Genomic DNA, 21084 nt, shown 5'->3' with positions numbered 1-21084 from the left:
AGACCGCCTGCGCGCGCTTTACGCCCAATAATTCCGGACAACGCTTGCCACCTACGTATTACCGCGGCTGCTGGCACGTAGTTAGCCGTGGCTTTCTGGTTAGGTACCGTCAAGGTGCCGCCCTATTCGAACGGCACTTGTTCTTCCCTAACAACAGAGCTTTACGACCCGAAGGCCTTCATCACTCACGCGGCGTTGCTCCGTCAGACTTTCGTCCATTGCGGAAGATTCCCTACTGCTGCCTCCCGTAGGAGTCTGGGCCGTGTCTCAGTCCCAGTGTGGCCGATCACCCTCTCAGGTCGGCTACGCATCGTCGCCTTGGTGAGCCGTTACCTCACCAACTAGCTAATGCGCCGCGGGCCCATCCTGTAGTGTTAGGAAATCCCAACTTTTACATTGACACCATGTGGTGTCAATGATTATCCGGTATTAGCTCCGGTTTCCCGAAGTTATCCCAGTCTACAGGGCAGGTTGCCCACGTGTTACTCACCCGTCCGCCGCTAACCAATTAAGAGCAAGCTCTTAATTGGTCCGCTCGACTTGCATGTATTAGGCACGCCGCCAGCGTTCGTCCTGAGCCAGGATCAAACTCTCCATAAAAGTGTTTGATTAAGCTCATTGTCACAAACGTGACGTTTTAAAACATTGACGAGATATCATGTATCTCTTTATTTCGCTTGGCTTTTTGTTCAGTTTTCAAAGAACTTATGATGTCGTTGTTAGCGACAGGAAATATATCTTACCACGCTATCAACTTTTAATCAACAACTAATTTTTGGTAAGTTATTAGTTGTTGTTTTTCGCTTTTTTTAAGAGCGACATTCAATAATTTATCATGTTTCTTTATTATCTGCAACACCTTTTTAGCTGAAGTTGAAAATAATTTTTGCTGATAAATCATTGTGTCGTTCAGAAGCGACAAGAAATAATATATCAAATATAGTAAGATAACGCAATACTTTTCTAAAATTTTTTTATCTTTTCTTCAATACTAATATAGTAGAATTATATTACTTATTTTCCTTCTTGTTCAGTTTGTTCTTCATTTGGAAAAATACGGAATTTAAATGCTTTTTTGACTAGCAACGTACTCACCTCACTTATCACAAACACTCGTTCTTATCATAGCAGAAGCCGTTATTTTATGATCACCAGTAATCATAATCGTTCTAACCCTAACCACAATGCAGTATTCAACATCCTTTAATTTACCTTTTTTATTAATTTTTTTTTACCCCAACACTTAACTTACCTTTCTTATTTTTCATTCGTTCCTTTAATAAATAACTCAATCCCTTGTAATATTCCGGCATGGTATAGCGCCACTAAAATCACTAATGTAACAGGACCAATAATTAAACCAACAAATCCAAAAAGCTGTAAGCCAATAAAAAGAGAGATTAAAGTCGCCAACGGATTAATTCCCAAATTTGAAGAAAGGACTTTCGGTTCAGCAAGCTGCCTTTGAACAAGGACTAAAGCGTATAAAATCATTAACCCGAATGCCAAAAAGTAATTTCCAGTAATCAAACAATAAATGATCCAAGGCACAAAAATTAACCCCGTCCCTAAATACGGCAAAAAATCTAATACGGCGGCGATGACCGCAATCGTTAAAGCATTTTCTATTTGAAGGATCATGAACCCTACAATAATGATTACAAACGACAAACTAATTAATATGATTTGGGCTATGAAAAAACCAACTACTTTTGTCTTTAATTCGTGATTGATATCCTGCATTTTTTGATAGTAGGTTGGAGGAATCGCCCCTTTTAAAAATTCTCCTATTCGATCCCAATCTTTGCTAATGAAATACATCGCAATTAAAATAAACAAAATTGCCGTAATGGTAATCGGTAAAACACTAATAAATTGTGATAGTCCATTAGCCAGTGCTTGTCCAACCTTCCCAAGAAATGTAGCCAATTCAAGACCATATTCCTGAATATATTCTTGAACCGTTACTTGCTGTGTATTATTTAGGTTATTAAATAGCTGATTAATCTCTTCCCATAATGGGATAACATTTTGATTTAATAAACTATTAATATACATTAAACTTGTTTCAATATTCCCTGAAATTTGAAGAGAGAGATATTCAATTCCTTCAATAATTTTAAGGATTAATAAAAAAATGATACTGCCCAATACTCCAAATAATAATAGAATACTAATTAATACGGATAGACCTCTTGGGATTTTCAGTTTTTTAGTTAAGAGATTTACTAATGGATTCAAAAGGAAAGCAAATCCAGCTGCAATAATAAATGGATAAGCTAACCTAAACGTAAAATAAATCAGTAAACCAACAACAGTGACTAAAAACAGCACAATCGACACACGTAAAATCAATCTAAGAATCCTCTTCTCACTCACCTGTTTTGCTCCTCTAATTTTTACTTTGTAAATGTCATTATATTGGTATTTTATACCTTTAAAATATAGTTCTGCAATATTAGAGAGCATCAAAGGTACATCTGTTGTTACACCCTCCACTTTTACGGTACCAATTCGTTATTAAAATCCAAGTTAATTCAGAAATAGCTCCTCTCATCGGAACTTTATCTAATATGATTCATATTTCATCAGCTGAAACATAAAAATTTCATTATAAGGTCAAAAAGGGGTGAACGGCTTGAAAGAACAGCGGTGTTTTACTCAAAAGCTACCTCAACATCTAAAAAAATTAAAAAAAGAGTTAAAAAAACTTACCTACCCAACAATGTTTGAACAGCATGTATCCGATGAACAATTCCTTATTGATCAAATTAAAAGCGAAACCGGACAAAAAAATCGAAACAATGTCACACGAACTCAAGCTTATCTTGAGTTTTATCAAACGTTTCCTGAAATCCATTGGGCATTATTAGGTCATATGGTTTCTAGAAATGGCGCTTGGAACATGACGGATTTAAAAGGAGATTTGTTATCACGAGTACTATCAAGTCAAGAAAGGAAGGAAGGAGTTTTTCAAGTTTTTAGAGCGAAGGTAATTGGCTTATATTTCAAGATGTCTTTCCGCAAATGCTACTTTATCGAGAAAGTGTGAAAAGACAAACCAACCTCTTTCATCTTTTACCATCTTTTGATGTTTCAAAGTTTATGTACGCCCTGTGGAATTACTTTTGGCGAACCAATGATAAATACACATTAGCGATTGGACTAGTCATAAATGAACAAAGTTATTTAGAAAAAAGAGTGATTAAAAACCGATTCTTCCAAAAAACAGTGCTAGAAACGTTCAAATTTAAAATACAGGAGCCATTTAGCTAAAACCAAATTTTATTCCCCTATAAAAAAGAGAACGAAGTGGATGTGATCGGGCAAAGTATATTTCATTTCTCGTCCTTACATGACCGAATTTCATTAGGCAAACGATTGTATGAACTGCTGTTTGACGAAACACTTTACGATCACATTTACCAGTGGTCTTTAACGCACCCTCATACTGGTTCAAGAAGGGATTATTGGCCAAAGATCTTTAATGACATTAACGAATCACTGCCTAGTGAGCTTTTTAAACGACGAACAATAAACTGCAAATTAAGACTTGGTGCCAAGCGGATCTACAGTCCAAAGCTACAATTTGTTTGGAAAGATGTTGAACATGAACCAGCTGAAAAAGGAGATTGGTATCGCGACTGGACGGATCTTTATTATTTACAAAAAAATGATACAGAAGTGGACGGAGATATTTATGAAGATTATTGTGAATCGTTTCTTTAAGTTGATCATCCTCCTCATATTATTCATAGGCGTTGCTTTATTTGAATATGCTTCAGCAGGCCTTGGACTGTTAAATCATTCAAATGAATGGCATTACTTTTACTCTTCCTTTGGTTACACCGTCTTTATTTTATTATTGTGGACGTTTCATGAGTGGATGTTACCAAACTAGCAAGAATAACAGCTGTGATTCCACCTACAAGCTTACCAACGATCATCGCAAAAACCATCTCTTTGTTCATCCCAGCAACAAACCCAAGGTGCCCACCAAAAACAAAAGCCCCACTAACTGCAAATGCTACATTAATCACTTTTCCACGTGGCTCCATCTCTTTTAACATTGATAGCATAGGGATATTATGAGCTAATGAAGCAACAAGACCAGCTGTGGCCACTTGACTAATACCTAATATTTTACCTAGTCTAATCAGATAGTTATTAAACACATTAATCATAAAGGTAACCATAGGAAATGCTCCTGCTAGCATAATTGCTATCAGACCGATGATCATAATCCCTTCATCTATTGGAGTCATATTCGGTATAACGACTATCCCCGTTAAAGTTTCAATGATAATCGCAGTCAATCCAATGATCGCCACAATTTCAATTCCTTTTCCGAAAATCCGAAAAGCTCCTATCATATGATTTGGAAGCTTCCATAATCCTGCCAAAATTATGATTGAAAAAATAATTGGAATAATTAGGTTTATTAAGATTATGTTTAAGCTTAAATTAGCTACCATTCCACCAACTAAACATCCTAATGGAATCGTGATGATTCCTAGAAGTATTCCTTTTGCAAAATACGGTTGATCCTCTTTTTCAATAATTCCTAGAGCTACAGGTATAGTAAAAACAATGGTTGGGCCCATCATCGTTCCTAAAAAGACCCATGCAAATAATTCAGCATCGGCAGTTTGAGACATTTCCCGAGCAAGAGCATATCCTCCCATATCAAGAGCTAATATAATATTGGCAAAAGTGGCAGGGTCTGCTCCTACTAGATTATATATTGGAACGATTATTGGCGTTAAGATCATAGTAACCACCGGAGCCAAAGATACAATGCCCACCATGGCTAATGTTAAAGGACCCATGGCTTTAAACCCGTCCGTAAACCTCTCACCTAAACCAAATTTATTACCTATACATTTATCAATTGCACCTAAACAAAGGAAAGCTACCATGATATAGACTATGATGTCATTGATCCCCACCAAAATACCACCTTTAACAGCACACACTTATATTGCTACTACTAATTAATTAAATTTGTTTTAACAACCTTCAAAATGACGTGCAATTTCAGCCACGACTTGGGTACTTTTTCTAAGAACTGTATCAAACATAACCGATGTAACTGTAGCCTCTGTAATATGTTCATTCAATTGATTATAGATGTCTTGATGCAAAACAAAGCTCTTATTTCCTAATCGAACCGGCCGAGTGATTATCTTAAGCGAATCTCCTAACCTAGCTTCTTGAAGGTACAAAATATCGAGCCTTAATACAACAGTACCTAAACTTTGTTTTTCATCAAATACGAAGCCAGCCTTTTGATACCAGTCTCTACGTCCTTTTTCTATATAAGAAACATATATACTATTATTCACATGTCCTAAATCATCAATATCGGTTTCTTTTACATTGATATTTATTACAGTCTTCAACAGAACATCACCTACATTTGTTTTAGCATATATTATACTATATTTTAAGCATAATAAAGAATTTTAAACTTAGTAACTACACAGTAGAGCAGACACTTATGAGTCACCTTCCACCTTTTCATAAGCATCATCTATCCTGTTTTACCTTGTGAATACACTCGTCCACTCAACTTCTTCACAATGTAGGGCGATCCCCATTACATATTTCGCTTTTTAAATAGCAAATAAATAAAAAATGGTGCCCCAATACCAGCGGTAAATACCCCCGCAGGAATATCAAGCGGTAAAAATGCTGTTCTAGCGACAACATCTGCTATGACAACAAGAAGTCCCCCTATTAATCCTGAAATAGGGACTAGCGCTGTAAATGATTGACCGATTAACTTTCTTGCAATGTGAGGGGCGATGAGACCAACAAAGCCAATTCCACCCGCAAATGCTACAGCAGCACCCGTTAATGCAACACTAATAAATAATAAAAGAAAGCGATAAAATTGTACTCTAACTCCTAAACCTAGAGCCACATCATCACCTAGTTCTTTGACATTTACAATCCTTGCAAAAAATAAAGTAAGTGGAATAAAAATGAGTACCCATGGGAGCATACCATATACATCATTCCAATTCGCACCGTAAACACTTCCTGTTAACCAAAGATATGCTTTACTTGCCACAGTAATTTCACTTAATACGATCATCATCGTAGTTAGTGCTTTCATTCCAGCAGCGACACCAATCCCAATGAGGACTAAACGTATAGGTGTTACACCCTTTTTCCACGATAATAAATAGATAATAATAGAAACTAAAGCAGCGCCGAGAATAGCAGCTACAGGTAGCCATTTCATACTAATTATCCCTGAAAAACTTACAATAAAAAAAATAGCTCCGACTGCTGCTCCACCCGTTATTCCTAAAATATCGGGAGCGGCTAGCGGGTTCCTGACAATCCCCTGTAAAATTAAACCTGAAACACCTAATGCAACCCCAACTAGAAAGGAAAGAAGAACACGCGGAAGTCTAAGAGTATTTATAACAAATTCATGTTCTCCGTTATTTAAGCCAAGAATTTGCGCTACGACAGCAAATGGATGGATCCAAGTACTTCCCGTTGAAAGTGCAAGAATAAATAAAAATAATGAAAAGAAAAATAAAATTGATATAATTGCAATGGCTTTTTTTGAAACTTGAAAGGAGATCGAACCTGATTTATTTCGAAAAACATAATTACTCACTTTTTGTCAACCCCTTACGAGCGATATAAATAAAAAATGGAGTCCCAATCATCGCAGTCATAACCCCAATAGGCATTTCCTGTGGCATAATGACAAAGCGTGCAGCGATATCAGCTAAAAGTAACAAACTCGCTCCAATGAAAGCACAAAAAGGAATAACCCACCTATAATCAACTCCAATTAAACCACGAACCATATGTGGAACTATTAAGCCGATAAAACCTATGGCGCCCCCAATTGCAACAGAACCGCCAGCTAGAAAAATGATAACAATCCCGATAAATATCTTTGTGAGTATCGTACGTTGGCCCAAGCTTTTCGCAACGTCTTCACCTGACATAAGAATATTTACAGCCCTTCCTAAAAACATCGCTACTACCGTTGCCCCTAACATGAAAGGTAAGATAGGTAATAACATATCTACTGATCTTCCTGCTACAGATCCTGCTAGCCAGAACAAGATACTTTGTAAATTTTGTTCACTAATCACTAGTAAACCTTGTGTAAAGGATACAAATAAAGCCGTTATTGCAGCCCCTGCCAATACAATCTTAATAGGAGACAGCCCGTCTCTACCAATCGAGCCAAGGACATACACTAAAATTCCAGCAACCGCTGCTCCTAAAAACCCTACCCACATATAATGGACTAATGAAGACATCGAAAAGAAAGTCGCCGCAAATACAATAAAAAATAATGCACCAGCATTTACACCAAATATATCTGGCGCTGCTAGCGGATTTCTAGTTAATGCTTGCATTAACGCTCCTGAAATTGCAAGGCTTGCTCCAATAACAGTAGCAATCACTGCCCTCGAAAGACGGGAAGTTGTAATAATGACATGCTCAGTCACTGTCTCATCGTAGTTTAAAAAAGCATCGATTGCCATTTCTAATGGAATCGGTGTTTTTCCAAGTACAATACTTAAACTAAAAGAAATAATAAATAAGCAAAAAACGAGAAGTAAACTTACTGTTTTCGGTATACGGGAAAATAAAGTCGTCATTTTCTTCCTCTTTCTGTTACTGACTATTTTAAAACAAAACAAAGCAAGGGTAGGGAGAAGAATGAAACCGCTCCCTCCTAACCTTGCTCATTAAAACATTTATTTTTCTAACTCAAAACGATCGTAGATATCATCTAACATCATGTTAGCAGAAATGATCCCACCAGCCATGTTCCAAGTTACTTCATCTACCATATAAACTTGCTCTTTCTGAACAGCATCTAGGTTACTCCATAATGGATGATTTGTCCACTCTTCAAATGTTTTTTGAACAGCTTCATCGTCCTCATTAAAGATATAGAATACGTCAGCGTTCATTTCAGGAATACTTTCTTTATCCGTTAATTGAACTCCCCACTCTTCACTTTGTTGATTTTCAGGACGTGTAAATCCAAGCTCTTCTAAAATTGATCCAGCAAACCCAGTAAAGTAAATACGAGCGTGGTCTGCTCTAAAGTTAAGAATAGATACATTTAAAGGCCACTCTTCACCTAATTTTTCTTGTACTTTTGTTTGGAAGTCAGCTACTCGAGCATCCCAATCTGAAAGAAGCTCATTTGCTTTTTCCTCTTGATTCATTGCTGTTCCCATTAATTCTACCGTTTCTTTAAATGCAAATACAGTTTCATGAGCAACTGTTGGTGCAATTTCAGATAACTGATCGTAGATTTCTTCATGACGTAGTTTTGATGCAATAATTAAATCTGGATTTAACTTTGCAATTTCCTCTAAGTTGGGCTGAGTTTCTAACCCAACAATTTCAACACCTTCTAAATCAGCTTTTAAATAATCATACACAGGTTGTTGTACCCAAGATTCGACTACACCGACTGGAGTTACACCAAATGCTACGGCAGCATCAGTTGCTCCTTGATATAGTGTAACGATTCTTTCTGGTGTTCCTTCAACTGTTGTTGTTCCCATTGCATGTGTAATTTCTCTAACACTATCTGAAGCAGTTTCTTCTTCCTGTGTTTCTGTTTGTTCTGTTTGCTCTGTTCCTTCACTTTCCTCAGCTGGTGCTTCTTGATTCCCACAACCAGCTAAAATAAGTAAAGATACGAAAAAGATGGCAAGTAACGAAAAAATGTTACTTCTTGTTAATGAATGTGATGTGATTGACATTAAAAATTCCTCCTACTTTAAATGAGACTGATTATCATTACTAACAATGATTATTATATCCTTGTCTTTTCATTAGGTCAATAACTTTATAATATTAAATTTCTAAAAAAAATGGTGTCAGGCACCTTTAGGACAGTAAAGGTGCCTGACACCATTTTTGAACGTTATTACGCAATTTTAATAACTTTATTACTGATCTTGAAAATCAACTCTTGATCAATTTCTTGATCGTTCTCCAAAGGTTTTACACCAATATCTTCCACTATTAATTTTGCTTCTTCTAAGAATGGCTTTGTAAAAGCACCTTGATCTGCCTTATAAAGTCTTTTTAAGTACTTTAATTTTTCCTTCATTTTCAATCGCTTGTAATATTCATTATTAACCATAGCTACTTTTTTATGAAGTGGTGATGTTATCATACTAATATCATTTACATGGACAATCATACGAATACCTTTATCTGTAATGAAACCGACTGAGTAAAAAACAGACCCAGAATAGTCAATATTTGTAAAAACAGGGTAATCAAATACCTCCCCAGTTCTTAGTTTAATATTTTCCGCTTCTATAACTCCACCAATTTTCCGTTCGTTAGAAAGAATCGTATAAAAATCATGAAAACCATTAATCGAATAGCTCATATTTCACAACCTCCGCCACTGAGAATAATACTCATCTTCATTGATATTAATTCTCATTTTAAAGCAAAAATCGAGAAGCGTCAATCCGAAATCGCTACCAACTTTTAGATAATTCTTAACCTTTTTACAGAATTCTGTTTTCAAATCTTCATGTGAATAAACGATTTAATTATGACTTAAACCTTTCTTCTGATCAATCTCTCCCATTCTCTTGACAACTACACCAGATAACATTAATATTCCCTATAGTATATAAATTCCTACTAGTTTCAAATGAATTGTTTTTTTGTAAAAGTTTTCTTTCATTCATACTATTTTCATTTGGAGTATGGTCGCATCTGATCATCTAGTAAAAGGGAAGAGGGAAATAATGCGAGGGGAAGAGAACCTAACGACTCCGAGACAGAGCCTTTTAAAAAATTTGGCTCTAACAGTTAAAACTGGAATTATTAAATCGAATCTAATTACAATGTTTGCTGGTTTGACATTGGCTTTATACACGTATCAATATAGCTTGTTTGAAAAAATTCCAGATATTATCTTTGCTTTAGTCGGGTCGATATTAGTTATTGGAGCTGCTGGGGCGTTTAATAACTTATATGACCGAGATATTGATGCTATAATGGAGAGAACGAAAATAAGGCCAACGGTGACTGGCGAAATTAAGCTTAAGACCGTATTATGGCTTGCCATCTCTATGTCGATCGCTGGAATCGTCATACTTGCACTAGCAACGCCGCTAGCCGCATTCCTAGGCTTTCTAGGATTGTTTTTTTATGTCATTCCCTATACGATGTGGAGCAAAAGAAAGACAATATATAATACCGAGATTGGAAGTATTTCTGGTGCAATGCCACCTCTTATCGGTTGGGCTGCTATTTATCCAGATATTACACACCCTGCTATTCTAGGCCTTTTTGTGATTGCAGTTATTTGGCAAATGCCTCATTTCTATGCGATCGCTATTCGTAAACACGAAGAATATAAAGCGGCAAAGGTGCCGATGCTCCCAGTAGTTAAAGGTATACGAAGAACATATTTACAGACTAATGTTTATTTAATCATTTTAATTGCGACAAGCTTTCTTTTAGGGTCACTTAGTCTTGGCCTTATGCTAGTCGCGCTTCTTTTAGGTATTATTTGGCTTATTTTAAGTATTTATGGGTATAGAAATATGGATTCAGAAAAATGGGCAAAATCATTGTTTATTTTCTCACTGATTCATATGACGATCCTATTTTCAACCGTTATAATCTATTCTCTTATCGGCATATTGTTTAAATTGTAAAACGAAGGTAACAGTAAAAAAGCTTCGTTGATTCATTTAATAACCTGCTTCAAATTATGTTCAACGTTAAAGAGTATCCCGCGAAGCCGTTTAGTATTCGCAGGATACTCTTTTTATTTTTGTAAATGAGTTGAATTCTTTAACTATCAGCCATATCAGTTACAAAAATACAAGCTCAAAACACTAATTACAGTAATCCTAGTGGAGATACAATCAAATCCCATCCGCTTTTAATAGTTGCCCGACCTCTTGCAATTGCTCTTGTAAATCTCTATCTCTATAAATCGGATGGTGGAGAACACGATCCTTATTATAAACATAGATATGAATATCTTTTTCGTTTCCGACAAAATAAACTTTCATCCCTTTATCATTTACTAAATTAAAAGTTTGTAAACAATGGGTTGGAGTGCTATCAACGGTTGTTTTGTGTCTACAAACACCGCTTATATTAGTATGTGTATACCCACACATATTTAAATAACTTAATATTTCATTTAGCCACTGATCAGTAACGTTAAAATCATTAGTTTCAACTGGATGATTGATAAAATTAATATCTAGTTCTGTCTGTAACGTGACTTTTTGTTTCCCAAATGTAATCGGCGTATAGTACGGCAAAATAAAAGAAAACGGAATTATTTTTTCTTCATGAGGGGAAACCGTTACCACATCCGTAATTTCGATTTCTACAATAGGCTCTGTGATATTACGAAATTCGGTCATGTCATCATCACTTTTATGAAATTCGGAATCAACATGAATATAAATTTTTGATATTTTTTGTTCCGATTTACCTCCGAATATATGAACTTCGCCTTTCGTTACTTTTCCACGTTCAATATCTTTTTTCAAAAGCACTGTATTAACCTTTGCAGAGCCGATGCCAATGCTTGATAAGATTTTCTCAAACATTATTACTTCTCCCCCTTTTACACTTTTCGTCACTTTTTCAAGAAGTTGTTCAAATTCACTCCAAAAAAGACTTGATCTCTTTTTTTGAACACTCTTTTCAATTCTAATATTCACAATACTACAATATTCTTTTGTAAAAAACCATACTATTTTATTTATTCCAACCTTGGCACCTTTTAACATTAACCATTCGCACCATTATCGTCTTTATAATTTTTGATATTTTCATCATAATAAGTCTTATAATTCAAAAGATACTAATGAAAAACTAAAATAGACAGCATCTTTTAAGACTTTTATATTGTCGTCTGTGACTTGTAATGTTACATTCAAATGGACTTAATGAATAAAATCAATAAAGCAGAATGCGAAGGTGACTAACATGATTGAAGTAAAGAACTCGAATATTAGTGAAGGTGAATTTAATAGAGGTGTTTTTGCAACTGAAAATATCCCAAAAGGACAGCTATTCCATAAAGCACCTGTTGTCCCTTACCCTAATGAACAGCACGAATATATTGAAAAAACAATACTTGGCGATTATGTGTATGAATATGGGATTAACCACACAGCAATCGTTCTAGGTTACGGGATGCTGTTCAATCATTCGTATGAACCGAATGCGACGTATGAAATAAATTTTGACAACCATACATTTGACTACTATGCTTACAAGGATATAAAAAAAGGTGAAGAGATTTTTATTAACTATAATGGTGATGTTGATGATAACGAGCCACTTTGGTTCAACAAAAATACTTAAAATAAGTTAGAGCACATGAGCAAACACCGAACTCCCATACATCAATAGCCACAGTTATTTGTAAAAAAGACTAGGAGTTTAAAATTGTGTCCTAGTCTTTTTACTAATTTTTTGTTGGCTTCTTAACTCGACTGGTGTTCAGAAGTGTTATATTCTAAATAACCAGCTAGCAATCATTCCTCCTGCATACACTCCAAACACAGCAAGGACCCCTGCTAAAACGGGTGGTGCTGGTAGTGGAAGGCGGATTACTTTAAATACAATACCGATAATAACCCCTGCTAATACACTCAACAATAATTCCTTCATTAAAATCGAACTCTCCCTTAATCATTTATATTTTTATATCCCTTTGTTCAAGCATAGTATCCTTTTATGAATAGGCTCTTTTCTCAAAGATTGTTGCTTTTAGCTTTTGAACCGTAAGCCAAGCGGATGCTTGGCTCTTCACGCATAGCGTGAAGGTTTTGAAAATAAAATAGCCGATCAGACAAATGAATTTGTCTTGAAAAGGCTATTTTATTTTCAAAAAACGGTCCAAAAGCAACAAAGTCTACGAAAACAGCCTATGAATAAGAGCTAGCGCTAAAACTGTAAGACAGTATAACGCTAACACTTTTACATCATTTAAAATATCATCATACCAGCAATAGCTGCACTTAATAAAGATGCAAGAGATCCTGCTAAAACAGCTCGTAAACCTAAACGTGCAATATCACTACGTCGCTCTGGAGCAAGTCCACCAAGTCCCCCTAAAAGAATAGCTAAAGAGCTGATATTAGCAAATCCACATAGTGCAAAGCTAATGACTGCTACCGTTTTATCTGTCAATTGTGGAATATCTGGTGCAAACGCAGCATAAGCCACGAACTCATTTAAGATGAGCTTTTGTCCAATATAACTCCCAGCCGCAACTGCTTCTGACCAAGGAACACCGATAGCAAATGCAATTGGTGCAAAAAGTATTCCGAGAATGGACTGCAACGTAATGCCTTCAAAGCCAAACCAACCACCAATACCGCTTAGCAATCCGTTAATTAATGCGATTAAAGCAATAAACGCAAGAAGCATAGCACCAACATTTAGTGCTAGTTGTAACCCAACACCCGCTCCACGTGCCGCAGCATCAATTACATTTGCTGATTCTTTATCTCGCTCAATAATAATTTCATCCGATGTTTTTGATTTTTCAGTTTCAGGAATAATCATTTTTGCCATAATTAAGCCAGCAGGTGCAGCCATGAAGCTCGCTGCTAATAAATACTCAAGTGGGACTCCCAATAATGAATATCCGATTAATACAGAACCAGCAACAGATGCAAGTCCACCTGTCATTACAGCAAATAGTTCTGACTTTGTCATTTTATTTAAATAAGGACGAACAACAAGTGGTGCTTCAGTTTGTCCAACAAAAATGTTAGCAGCTGCTGACATCGATTCAGCCTTACTAGTCCCTAGTGCTTTAGAAAGTGCTCCTCCAAGTAGCTTAATTAACCATTGCATGACACCGATATAATAAAGCACTGATATTAATGAAGAAAAGAAGATAATAACCGTTAACACTTGGAATGCAAAGATAAATCCAACATTAGCTTCTTCTACAAACAAGCCTCCGAAAAGAAAATTGACCCCTTCATTTGCATAATTTATAACATCCGTCACTCGCATCGTTAACCATTGAAGAGCAGCTTGCCCTGCATCCCATTTTAAAACGATAAAAGCAAATGATAACTGAATAATTAAACCACCTATAATCGTTCGTAGATTAATAGCTTTTCGATTAGTTGAAAATAGAAACGCAATTGCAAAAACAGTAATAATTCCTAAAATACCCCATAATAAATTCATAACCACGACCCTCTCTCCTGTATTTAACTTTTTAAATTTCTAAAAATAATGAATGATAAGAACTTTATTAAAACGCTTACAATTAATGCAATAGTAAATGAAGGCTTTATAATAATTGAGTTACTTGCTCTTTTAATTCATAGAGTAGTTCTATCAATTTTATTGATAACCTATAGACCTCCTTCTTTTTATCTATCATTACATCAAAAAAATAAGTTAATATTTCCATTTAAGAAACCAACCCATTTTTTTACAAAACCTCTTCTATTAATCCTTGTATGACGTATGATGTCTGACCTCTTGTCGACTAAGTTTATCTTAATACATTTTCACTTATTCGTAAACCCTTATTCATAAAAAAACCTAACCGGTAAAATTATCAACTATCGATGGTAATTGTTGCCCTGGTGTTAAAGCACCATTTTCAATATCCTGCTTGATTTTTCGATAATTAAAAGGTATCTAGACTTTCATTTTTTTCTTTCGAGGAAAGTACGTGCTGCAGATGAACTTTATAAATTTATAGTCTATTTTTTCTTTACACCCTTCACCCATATCAGGTCGAGTTTTACCAACATGAAGAGTAAAACGCTTAAAAACTCGAAATAGGCAAACAGATAAGGGAAGCTCTTCTAATTATAATATCTTACCATACAATAAAAAAGGACCCTCTCCGCTCACGAAGAGAATCCTTTCAGCAACTTTCACATTGTTTTAAGCAGATGCCTTCTTTTGAGTAATAAATCTCAAAAGAATGATGAATTTCTTAAAGTACTGGAGGTAGATCTTAGCCCCTTAATCATATTAAAAGATCTATAAAGCTTCACCATTACTTTCAATTACATTTTTATACCAATAGAAAGATTTTTTCTTCTTACGTTCTAATGTACCACTGCCATCGTCATGCTTGTCGACGTAAATGAAGCCGTAACGTTTCGAGAATTCACCTGTTGACGCACTGACTAAATCGATACAACCCCAGCTTGTGTAGCCCATTAGTTCCACACCATCTACAACCGCTTCACGCATCGCTTCAATATGGTTGCGTAAATAATCAATACGGTAGTCGTCTTGAATAGAGCCATCTTCCTCGACCTTGTCGTACGCTCCCAAACCGTTTTCCACGACAAAAAGTGGAATTTCATAACGATCATAAAGTTTATTTAACGTAATCCGCAAACCAGTTGGGTCGATTTCCCAGCCCCAGTCGCTTGCTTTTAAAAACGGATTTTTTACTCCTTCAAGAAGGTTACCAGGAGTATTTTCAAGACCTGTTTTGTCTTTTTTCTGCGTAAGCGACATGTAGTAACTAAAGCCGATGTAATCAACCGTATGCTCCTTGATTAATTCCAAATCGCCTTCTTGAATGTCAAGCTTTATATTATGTTCTTTAAAAAATCGCTTAATGTACGCAGGATATTCACCACGGACTTGTACATCACCACAGAAATAATTGAATATACGCTCTTCTTGCAGGGCATACATCACATTTTCTGGATTGCAATCGTAAGAATAAACAGGGGCAAAAATAATCATACATCCAATTTGCGCATCTGGAATGATCTCGTGACATGCTTTTACTGCAATACTGCTAGCGACAAATTGATGGTGGAATGCTTGGAAAATCGACTGATATTTATCTTCTTCTTTTTCAATCGAGAATCCCATACTCATAATCGGGAAATGTAAGGCACTATTAATTTCATTGAACGTCATCCAGTATTTCACTTTATCTTTGTAACGATTGAAAATGGAGTTAACGTAACGTTCAAAGAACCCAATAACTTCACGACTTCTCCAACCGCCATATTCCTTAACAAGGTTTAATGGCATTTCATAGTGAGAAATCGTTACGACTGGCTCAATACCATGCTTGTGTAATTCATCAAACACACGGTCATAGAAAGCTAGCCCTTCTTCATTTGCTTCTAATTCATTGCCATTTGGGAAAATACGCGTCCACGCAATCGACATACGATATACTTTAAAGCCCATTTCAGCAAATAGCGCGATATCCTCTTTATAGCGGTGATAAAAATCAATTCCTTCATGGTTTGGATAGCTATATTTTTCTTTGTCAATTTCAAAATTAAAACCTGGTTCCTTTAATACGTTTAATCTCTCTTTTCCTCCAGGAAGAACATCAGCAATATTTAATCCTTTATTCCCATCATGAAATCCACCTTCTAATTGATTTGCAGCTGTAGCGCCTCCCCATAGAAATCCTTCTGGAAATTTTTTTGTTAATACATCCATCTGTTATTCCTCCTAAACCATATTCTTTATATTTTGTAAAAAAGGGGAAAGGTGAAGCATTATTTCCCCTTTGATAAACTTACACAAGAAGTGTTAATAAGCTTTCTTTCGCTTGAACTTTTCTCTTATCTGATTCCACGATTTCAATATAGCGATCTGTATTCGTAATGATGACAGGAGTTGTCACCTCGAAACCAGCTTCTTTAATTTTATCAAGGTCAAAATTCACTAAAAGATCGCCTTGTTTAACTCTATCGCCTTGCTTTACTTGAGGCGAGAAATATTTTCCATTTAACTGCACTGTGTCAATCCCAATATGAATTAAAATTTCTGCTCCATCATTTGATGTAATACCAATTGCATGTCCAGTTGGGAAAACAGCTGAAATGGTTCCATTGACTGGTGATACCACTTCTCCTACTGAAGGTTCAATGGCAATTCCTTTTCCCATTGCTTCGGATGCAAAGGCAGAATCACTCACTTCACTAAGCGCTTTTACTTCCCCAGAGATTGGACTAACAATGCTTTCTTTTTTCGTTAAATGCTTTTCTACAACTACCGATTCTCCAGCTGCTACGGTTTCATTCTTTACAATTTTTTCGTTTTTATTTTCAAACCCTATGAAAACTGTTACTAGAACAGCTAATGAAAATGCGACTAAAACACCAATTGCATGCAATCCCATAGGTGAATAGGCAGGAATTGAGAGGAAGCTTGGGAAATTGAACACCACTGCTTTTGACCCGAGCACTCCATTAATTGCTCCACCGATGGCACCAGCACCTACTACATAGACTAACGTTCGTTTGTACCGTAGAATTAAACCGTATAGAATTGGTTCTGTGATACCAGCTAACGCCCCTGGTAGCATCGTTGAACCAGCCAACGCTTTAAGCTTCTTGTCCCTTGCTCTAAAGAAGATACCTAGTGCTACACCGATTTGAGCGAATACTGCCGCCGAAAGCATAGAAGCGAGTGGATCTCCGCCTGCAGCAAGGTTTCCAATGATAATCGGAACAAGTCCCCAGTGTAATCCTAATAGGGTTAAGAACGTCCAGCTAGCTCCCATCACTGCTCCAGTTATTAAACCACTTCTTTCAGCTAAGAACCCAATGACGGCTCCAATTCCATTTCCTACATAAACTCCAAATGGACCAAAAATCATTACCGTTAAAGGAACAATAACAACAAGTGATAACATCGGTACTAAAAACATTTGTAAATCTTTGTGAATGACCTTTTTTATCATTTTTTCAAACGCAGCATACATACACACCGCAATAAAAACTGGGAAAACCGTTGAGGAATAATCGACGATAATCGCAGGAATTCCTAAGAACGATGTTGCTCCTCCATCAGCTAATAAACCTGTCAAATTGGGCTCAAGAAGTGCTGCTCCAATTGTTCCACCGACATAAGGGTTTGCGCCAAGTCTAATCGCAAGCGTAATTCCTAAAAAGATAGGAAGAAAGAAGAAGACAGCGTTTCCAGCAGCAGACAAGATAAAGTATGTCCCACTTTCTGGCGACAACCAACCTACCATTGTTAAAACCGTTAACAATGCTTTAAGCATCCCTGCTCCTGCAAGTGCACCTAATAAAGGGTGGAAACTTCGTGAAATTACATCAAAAATTTGTGATGTTATAGAACCCTTTGTTTCATTAGAGGAATCAGTATTGGCTCCAATATTGGTAATCTTCATGATTTCTTTATAAACCTCCCCAACATGTGACCCAATAACGACTTGAAATTGGCCACCACCTTGAACGACACTTAATACTCCGTCTGTTGCTTGTAATGCCTCTTTATTTGCTTTATTCGTATCTTTTAATGTAAATCTCAATCGAGTTGCACAATGGACCAAACTCGAAATATTCTCTTCTCCACCAACGTTTTGTAAAATCTTTTTTGCTAATGCTTCGTAACTCATTGTTTCTCCTCCTGTTCATGTTGTGTAGAAATAGTTTTAATAATAATTACTGTATAATTCAACTCTTTAAAAGTATTTACTTCATGGCGATATTCAATAATAATCCCTCCCTTCAAAGAAAAAAACCTAAATTGAAACTTTCATTCGCGAAAGTTCAATTTAGGTTTTGCCTTGTCAGTTACAATCCTAAAACAGAATTTTATTTTATTTTTTTACAACTCTTTCAATATGAATCGTTAAATAGAGCATTTCTTCATCGGTTAACTCATAATGATACTGTTTTTCTACAAATTTTCTTATTTTTTCTGAGCATTTATTCGCTTCAGGGTACTTATTTTTAATGACGTTTAAGAGATCGTCCTCGGGTTCATTATTATAATGATTTCCTTTAACTAATCTGTGAGCGAAAAATTTCAAATGCGTAATAAAACGGTAATAATTTAACGAGCTTTCATCAAATTCCATCCTAAAATGGTATTTAACGATCGTTAATATATCTTGAATCACCTTCGTCATATCTACAATATTTGTCATATCTTCATTCAACTGAGCATTCACAATATGGAGAGCTATGAAAGCCGCCTCATCTTCGGGTAAAATTACATTAAACTGTTCACAAATCATATTTAATGCTTCCATCCCAATTTCAAACTCTTCTTTATAGAGGTGTTTAGTCTCCCAAAGCAGTCCATTTTTAATTGGTAAATTATTTTTATAACGCTCAATCGCAAAATGAATATGATCGGTTAAAGAAATATAAATACTATCATTTAGCTTCTTTCCAAGATGGATTTTTGCGTAATTAATAATTCTTTCTGACAATTCCATATATTCCATTGGAATGTCAGCGATTAACGTCTTAAATTTCTTTGTGATATCTGCATCTTCCAAAGTGAAGATCTTCTCAATTTGTTCTTCGTTTATATCATCACCAGTCCGCTTATTATATGCAATACCACGACCCATGACGATAACCTCTTGCTTGTCCTTAATTGAGACTATTACATTGTTGTTTAAGATTTTTTCAATCTTCACTTTTTCACCTCCAATCACAAAAAAGACAAAACCATACTTTTAGCAAGTAATCGGTTTTGCCTGATCTAACAGTAACAACCCGTTCTGTATACGCTTTCTTATATCTTACAGCATGTTTTCCAAATATGCAACCACTCTTTTAAAGTTTTTAATAAATCATACAAGAAGAACCTACTGTTACCGCTAACGCAATCACTCCAAAGATGCACCATTCTCAGTACACCCTACTCCTCATACCTTTCTATTATTTTCCGTGTCTCTTCTCTAATCTCTGCTACAAGTGATGGTGGTGAAATCACCTTCACTTTACTACCCCATGTAAGGATCCAGCCTTTTAAGCCTGCACTAATTTTGGCTTTTGCTTTCAAGATAAAAGTTTGTTCATCGGCTTGTCTTAAATCTGCTTCAATTCCAAACTTATCAATGACGCCGTTTACTACATTTTGATCGAGCTTAAATTGAAGCATGATCCAGTCGTCTTGTCCACCAAACATATGAAAAGAATTTTGCACATATGTGCTAAGATCTCTCGTTTTTTCTATAAATTTTTCGTCTGTTATCTTGACATTCCTCATCCGATCTAAGCGATAGTTTCGTGGATTTTTTGCTTTGTTGTACTTAATATCGTCGCCGATTAAGTAATAAAAGTTGGACTCCCAAATGAGAGCATGTGGCTCAACCTGATAGGAGGCACCACCATGTCGCAATTGAAACACTTTATCGATCGTAAAATCTCCATATTGGAACGTAATCATTTTCTTTTCAAAGATTGCGGTATGAATGGTGTCAATATGTACCTTTATTAATTGATAATCACTATTAATCGATTGATGGTAGACGATCGGGTCAGGTAGACTTTTCGCCGTATGTTTACTCGTCAGCTTTTTAAGATTGATGACAAGATGCTTTTTTTCTTCTTCAGTTATAAATCGTGCAGATAGAATCGGATCAATAAGTAGTCTTAATTGATAGTTTTCAAATAACCGATCTTGATGACTATAAAAAATTTCCCCGAACTTCTCGACATTTTCGATGACCTCAAATCCTGAAGCTCTTAGAGTATTAATATATCTTTTCACTGCTTTTTGTTCGACGCTTCCTTCTAAGCCAAGTTCTACATCCAGCTTTTCAACTAATTGTTTGATCGACAGCTCATGATGTTCATCCGTATCTCTAAGGAAGATTTTTTTTAATAAAAGTAATCGTAAACCGGTTTTATTTTCACCCACTCCGGCATCCCCCTCATTCTAATTGGCTGTTTTCGTAAACTTTGTTGCTTTTGGACCGTTTTTTGAAAATAAAATAGCCTTCTCAAGACAAATTCATTTGTCTGAACGGCTATTTTATTTTCAAAACCTTCACGCTATACGTGAAGAGCCAAGCATCCGCTTGGCTTACGGTCCAAAAGCTAAAAGCAACAATCTTTGAGAAAAGAGCCTTCTATTTACACCCCCTGTTTAGGGTATTGTCGATCTTTGAACAAATTATTATAAATAACAGAAATAGCGATTAGTAGTAAAGCACTTATACATATCGTTAACAAAAAGCCCCAACCAGCCTCTGTATTAATAACTACAATAGCACTTGCCGCTGCTGGTGGGTGAAGAAGCTTTGAGATTACCATCAAAAATAACACTGCT

At 35.9% G+C, this 21084-nt stretch carries 18 protein-coding genes, 1 rRNA gene and 1 pseudogene; 4 read left to right on the top strand and 16 right to left on the bottom strand.

The genetic code is table 11. From position 1 onward, the window contains the following. Positions 1–600: ribosomal RNA gene (locus J0N78_RS09245) — 16S ribosomal RNA — on the bottom strand; the annotation flags it as partial. Positions 601–1257: 657 nt separating this feature from the next. Then, a complete protein-coding gene (gene ytvI, locus J0N78_RS09240) occupies positions 1258–2355 on the bottom strand; it encodes a sporulation integral membrane protein YtvI (protein WP_247747209.1) in 1098 nt (365 codons plus the stop codon). 283 nt (positions 2356–2638) lie between these two features. Between ytvI and J0N78_RS26155 the strand changes: the two genes are divergently transcribed. Continuing rightward, positions 2639–3052 carry a DUF2515 family protein gene (locus tag J0N78_RS26155; RefSeq protein WP_209122747.1) on the top strand — a complete coding sequence of 138 codons (414 nt, stop codon included), beginning with the start codon at positions 2639–2641 and terminating at the stop codon, positions 3050–3052. After that, positions 3028–3729: pseudogene (locus J0N78_RS25765) on the top strand (DUF2515 family protein). The gene J0N78_RS26155 and the pseudogene J0N78_RS25765 overlap by 25 nt, the downstream one beginning before the upstream one ends. 125 nt (positions 3730–3854) lie before the next feature. Here J0N78_RS25765 and eutH read toward each other — a convergent pair. The 6 genes from eutH to J0N78_RS09195 all read right to left on the bottom strand — a co-directional run bounded on the left by eutH (position 3855) and on the right by J0N78_RS09195 (position 9409). Beyond that, positions 3855–4949 (bottom strand): ethanolamine utilization protein EutH, encoded by a 1095-nt coding sequence (gene eutH / locus J0N78_RS09220; protein WP_209122744.1) that lies wholly within the window; start codon positions 4947–4949, stop codon positions 3855–3857. A 60-nt stretch (positions 4950–5009) separates the two neighbouring features. Beyond that, positions 5010–5402: an acyl-CoA thioesterase gene (locus J0N78_RS09215; protein ID WP_209122743.1), complete on the bottom strand. Its 393-nt coding sequence runs from the start codon at positions 5400–5402 to the stop codon at positions 5010–5012. Between the two features lie 197 nt (positions 5403–5599). Then, complete coding sequence (locus J0N78_RS09210; RefSeq protein ID WP_209122742.1) at positions 5600–6637, bottom strand: FecCD family ABC transporter permease; 1038 nt, start codon at positions 6635–6637, stop codon at positions 5600–5602. Next, the gene (locus J0N78_RS09205) at positions 6630–7643 is read right to left on the bottom strand and encodes a FecCD family ABC transporter permease (protein WP_209122741.1); all 1014 of its coding nucleotides are present in this window, start codon (positions 7641–7643) and stop codon (positions 6630–6632) included. Before J0N78_RS09205 ends, J0N78_RS09210 begins: the two co-directional genes overlap by 8 nt. A 99-nt stretch (positions 7644–7742) precedes the next feature. Continuing rightward, positions 7743–8768, bottom strand: a complete 1026-nt coding sequence (locus tag J0N78_RS09200) for an ABC transporter substrate-binding protein (RefSeq protein ID WP_209122740.1) — start codon at positions 8766–8768, stop codon at positions 7743–7745. 167 nt (positions 8769–8935) lie between these two features. Next, the gene (locus J0N78_RS09195) at positions 8936–9409 is read right to left on the bottom strand and encodes a hypothetical protein (RefSeq protein WP_209122739.1); all 474 of its coding nucleotides are present in this window, start codon (positions 9407–9409) and stop codon (positions 8936–8938) included. Positions 9410–9779: 370 nt separating this feature from the next. Between J0N78_RS09195 and cyoE the strand changes: the two genes are divergently transcribed. Then, on the top strand, positions 9780–10697 hold the full coding sequence (cyoE, locus tag J0N78_RS09190) for a heme o synthase (protein ID WP_209122738.1): 918 nt from the start codon (positions 9780–9782) through the stop codon (positions 10695–10697). A gap of 213 nt (positions 10698–10910) precedes the next feature. Here the strand turns inward: cyoE and J0N78_RS09185 are convergent, their stop codons facing one another. Continuing rightward, entirely contained in the window at positions 10911–11795 is an 885-nt protein-coding gene (locus tag J0N78_RS09185) for a sporulation protein (RefSeq protein WP_209122737.1), read from the bottom strand. Between the two features lie 199 nt (positions 11796–11994). Between J0N78_RS09185 and J0N78_RS09180 the strand changes: the two genes are divergently transcribed. Then, positions 11995–12375 (top strand): SET domain-containing protein, encoded by a 381-nt coding sequence (locus tag J0N78_RS09180; protein WP_209122736.1) that lies wholly within the window; start codon positions 11995–11997, stop codon positions 12373–12375. A gap of 147 nt (positions 12376–12522) precedes the next feature. Here the strand turns inward: J0N78_RS09180 and J0N78_RS09175 are convergent, their stop codons facing one another. The 7 genes from J0N78_RS09175 to J0N78_RS26150 all read right to left on the bottom strand — a co-directional run bounded on the left by J0N78_RS09175 (position 12523) and on the right by J0N78_RS26150 (position 21068). Beyond that, positions 12523–12684, bottom strand: a complete 162-nt coding sequence (locus J0N78_RS09175; protein WP_209122735.1) for a XapX domain-containing protein — start codon at positions 12682–12684, stop codon at positions 12523–12525. 318 nt (positions 12685–13002) lie between these two features. Next, positions 13003–14223, bottom strand: a complete 1221-nt coding sequence (locus J0N78_RS09170; RefSeq protein ID WP_209122734.1) for a NupC/NupG family nucleoside CNT transporter — start codon at positions 14221–14223, stop codon at positions 13003–13005. Positions 14224–15036: 813 nt separating this feature from the next. Further along, positions 15037–16479, bottom strand: coding sequence for a glycoside hydrolase family 1 protein (locus J0N78_RS09160; RefSeq protein WP_209122733.1), 1443 nt, complete (start codon positions 16477–16479; stop codon positions 15037–15039). 79 nt (positions 16480–16558) lie between these two features. Then, positions 16559–18409, bottom strand: coding sequence for a beta-glucoside-specific PTS transporter subunit IIABC (locus tag J0N78_RS09155; RefSeq protein ID WP_209122732.1), 1851 nt, complete (start codon positions 18407–18409; stop codon positions 16559–16561). Between the two features lie 204 nt (positions 18410–18613). Beyond that, positions 18614–19444 carry a BglG family transcription antiterminator LicT gene (gene licT, locus J0N78_RS09150; RefSeq protein ID WP_209122731.1) on the bottom strand — a complete coding sequence of 277 codons (831 nt, stop codon included), beginning with the start codon at positions 19442–19444 and terminating at the stop codon, positions 18614–18616. A 224-nt stretch (positions 19445–19668) separates the two neighbouring features. Next, positions 19669–20673: a helix-turn-helix transcriptional regulator gene (locus tag J0N78_RS25755; RefSeq protein WP_209122730.1), complete on the bottom strand. Its 1005-nt coding sequence runs from the start codon at positions 20671–20673 to the stop codon at positions 19669–19671. A gap of 215 nt (positions 20674–20888) precedes the next feature. After that, a complete protein-coding gene (locus J0N78_RS26150) occupies positions 20889–21068 on the bottom strand; it encodes an HPP family protein (RefSeq protein WP_280637201.1) in 180 nt (59 codons plus the stop codon). Between the last annotated feature and the right edge of the window lie 16 nt (positions 21069–21084).

This window comes from Alkalihalobacillus sp. BA299 (assembly GCF_017745675.1).
Taxonomy (GTDB): Bacteria; Bacillota; Bacilli; order Bacillales; family Bacillaceae_F; genus Alkalihalobacterium.
The sequence above is the reverse complement of the archived record's forward strand: the minus strand, read 5'-3'. Positions and strand labels throughout refer to the sequence as shown.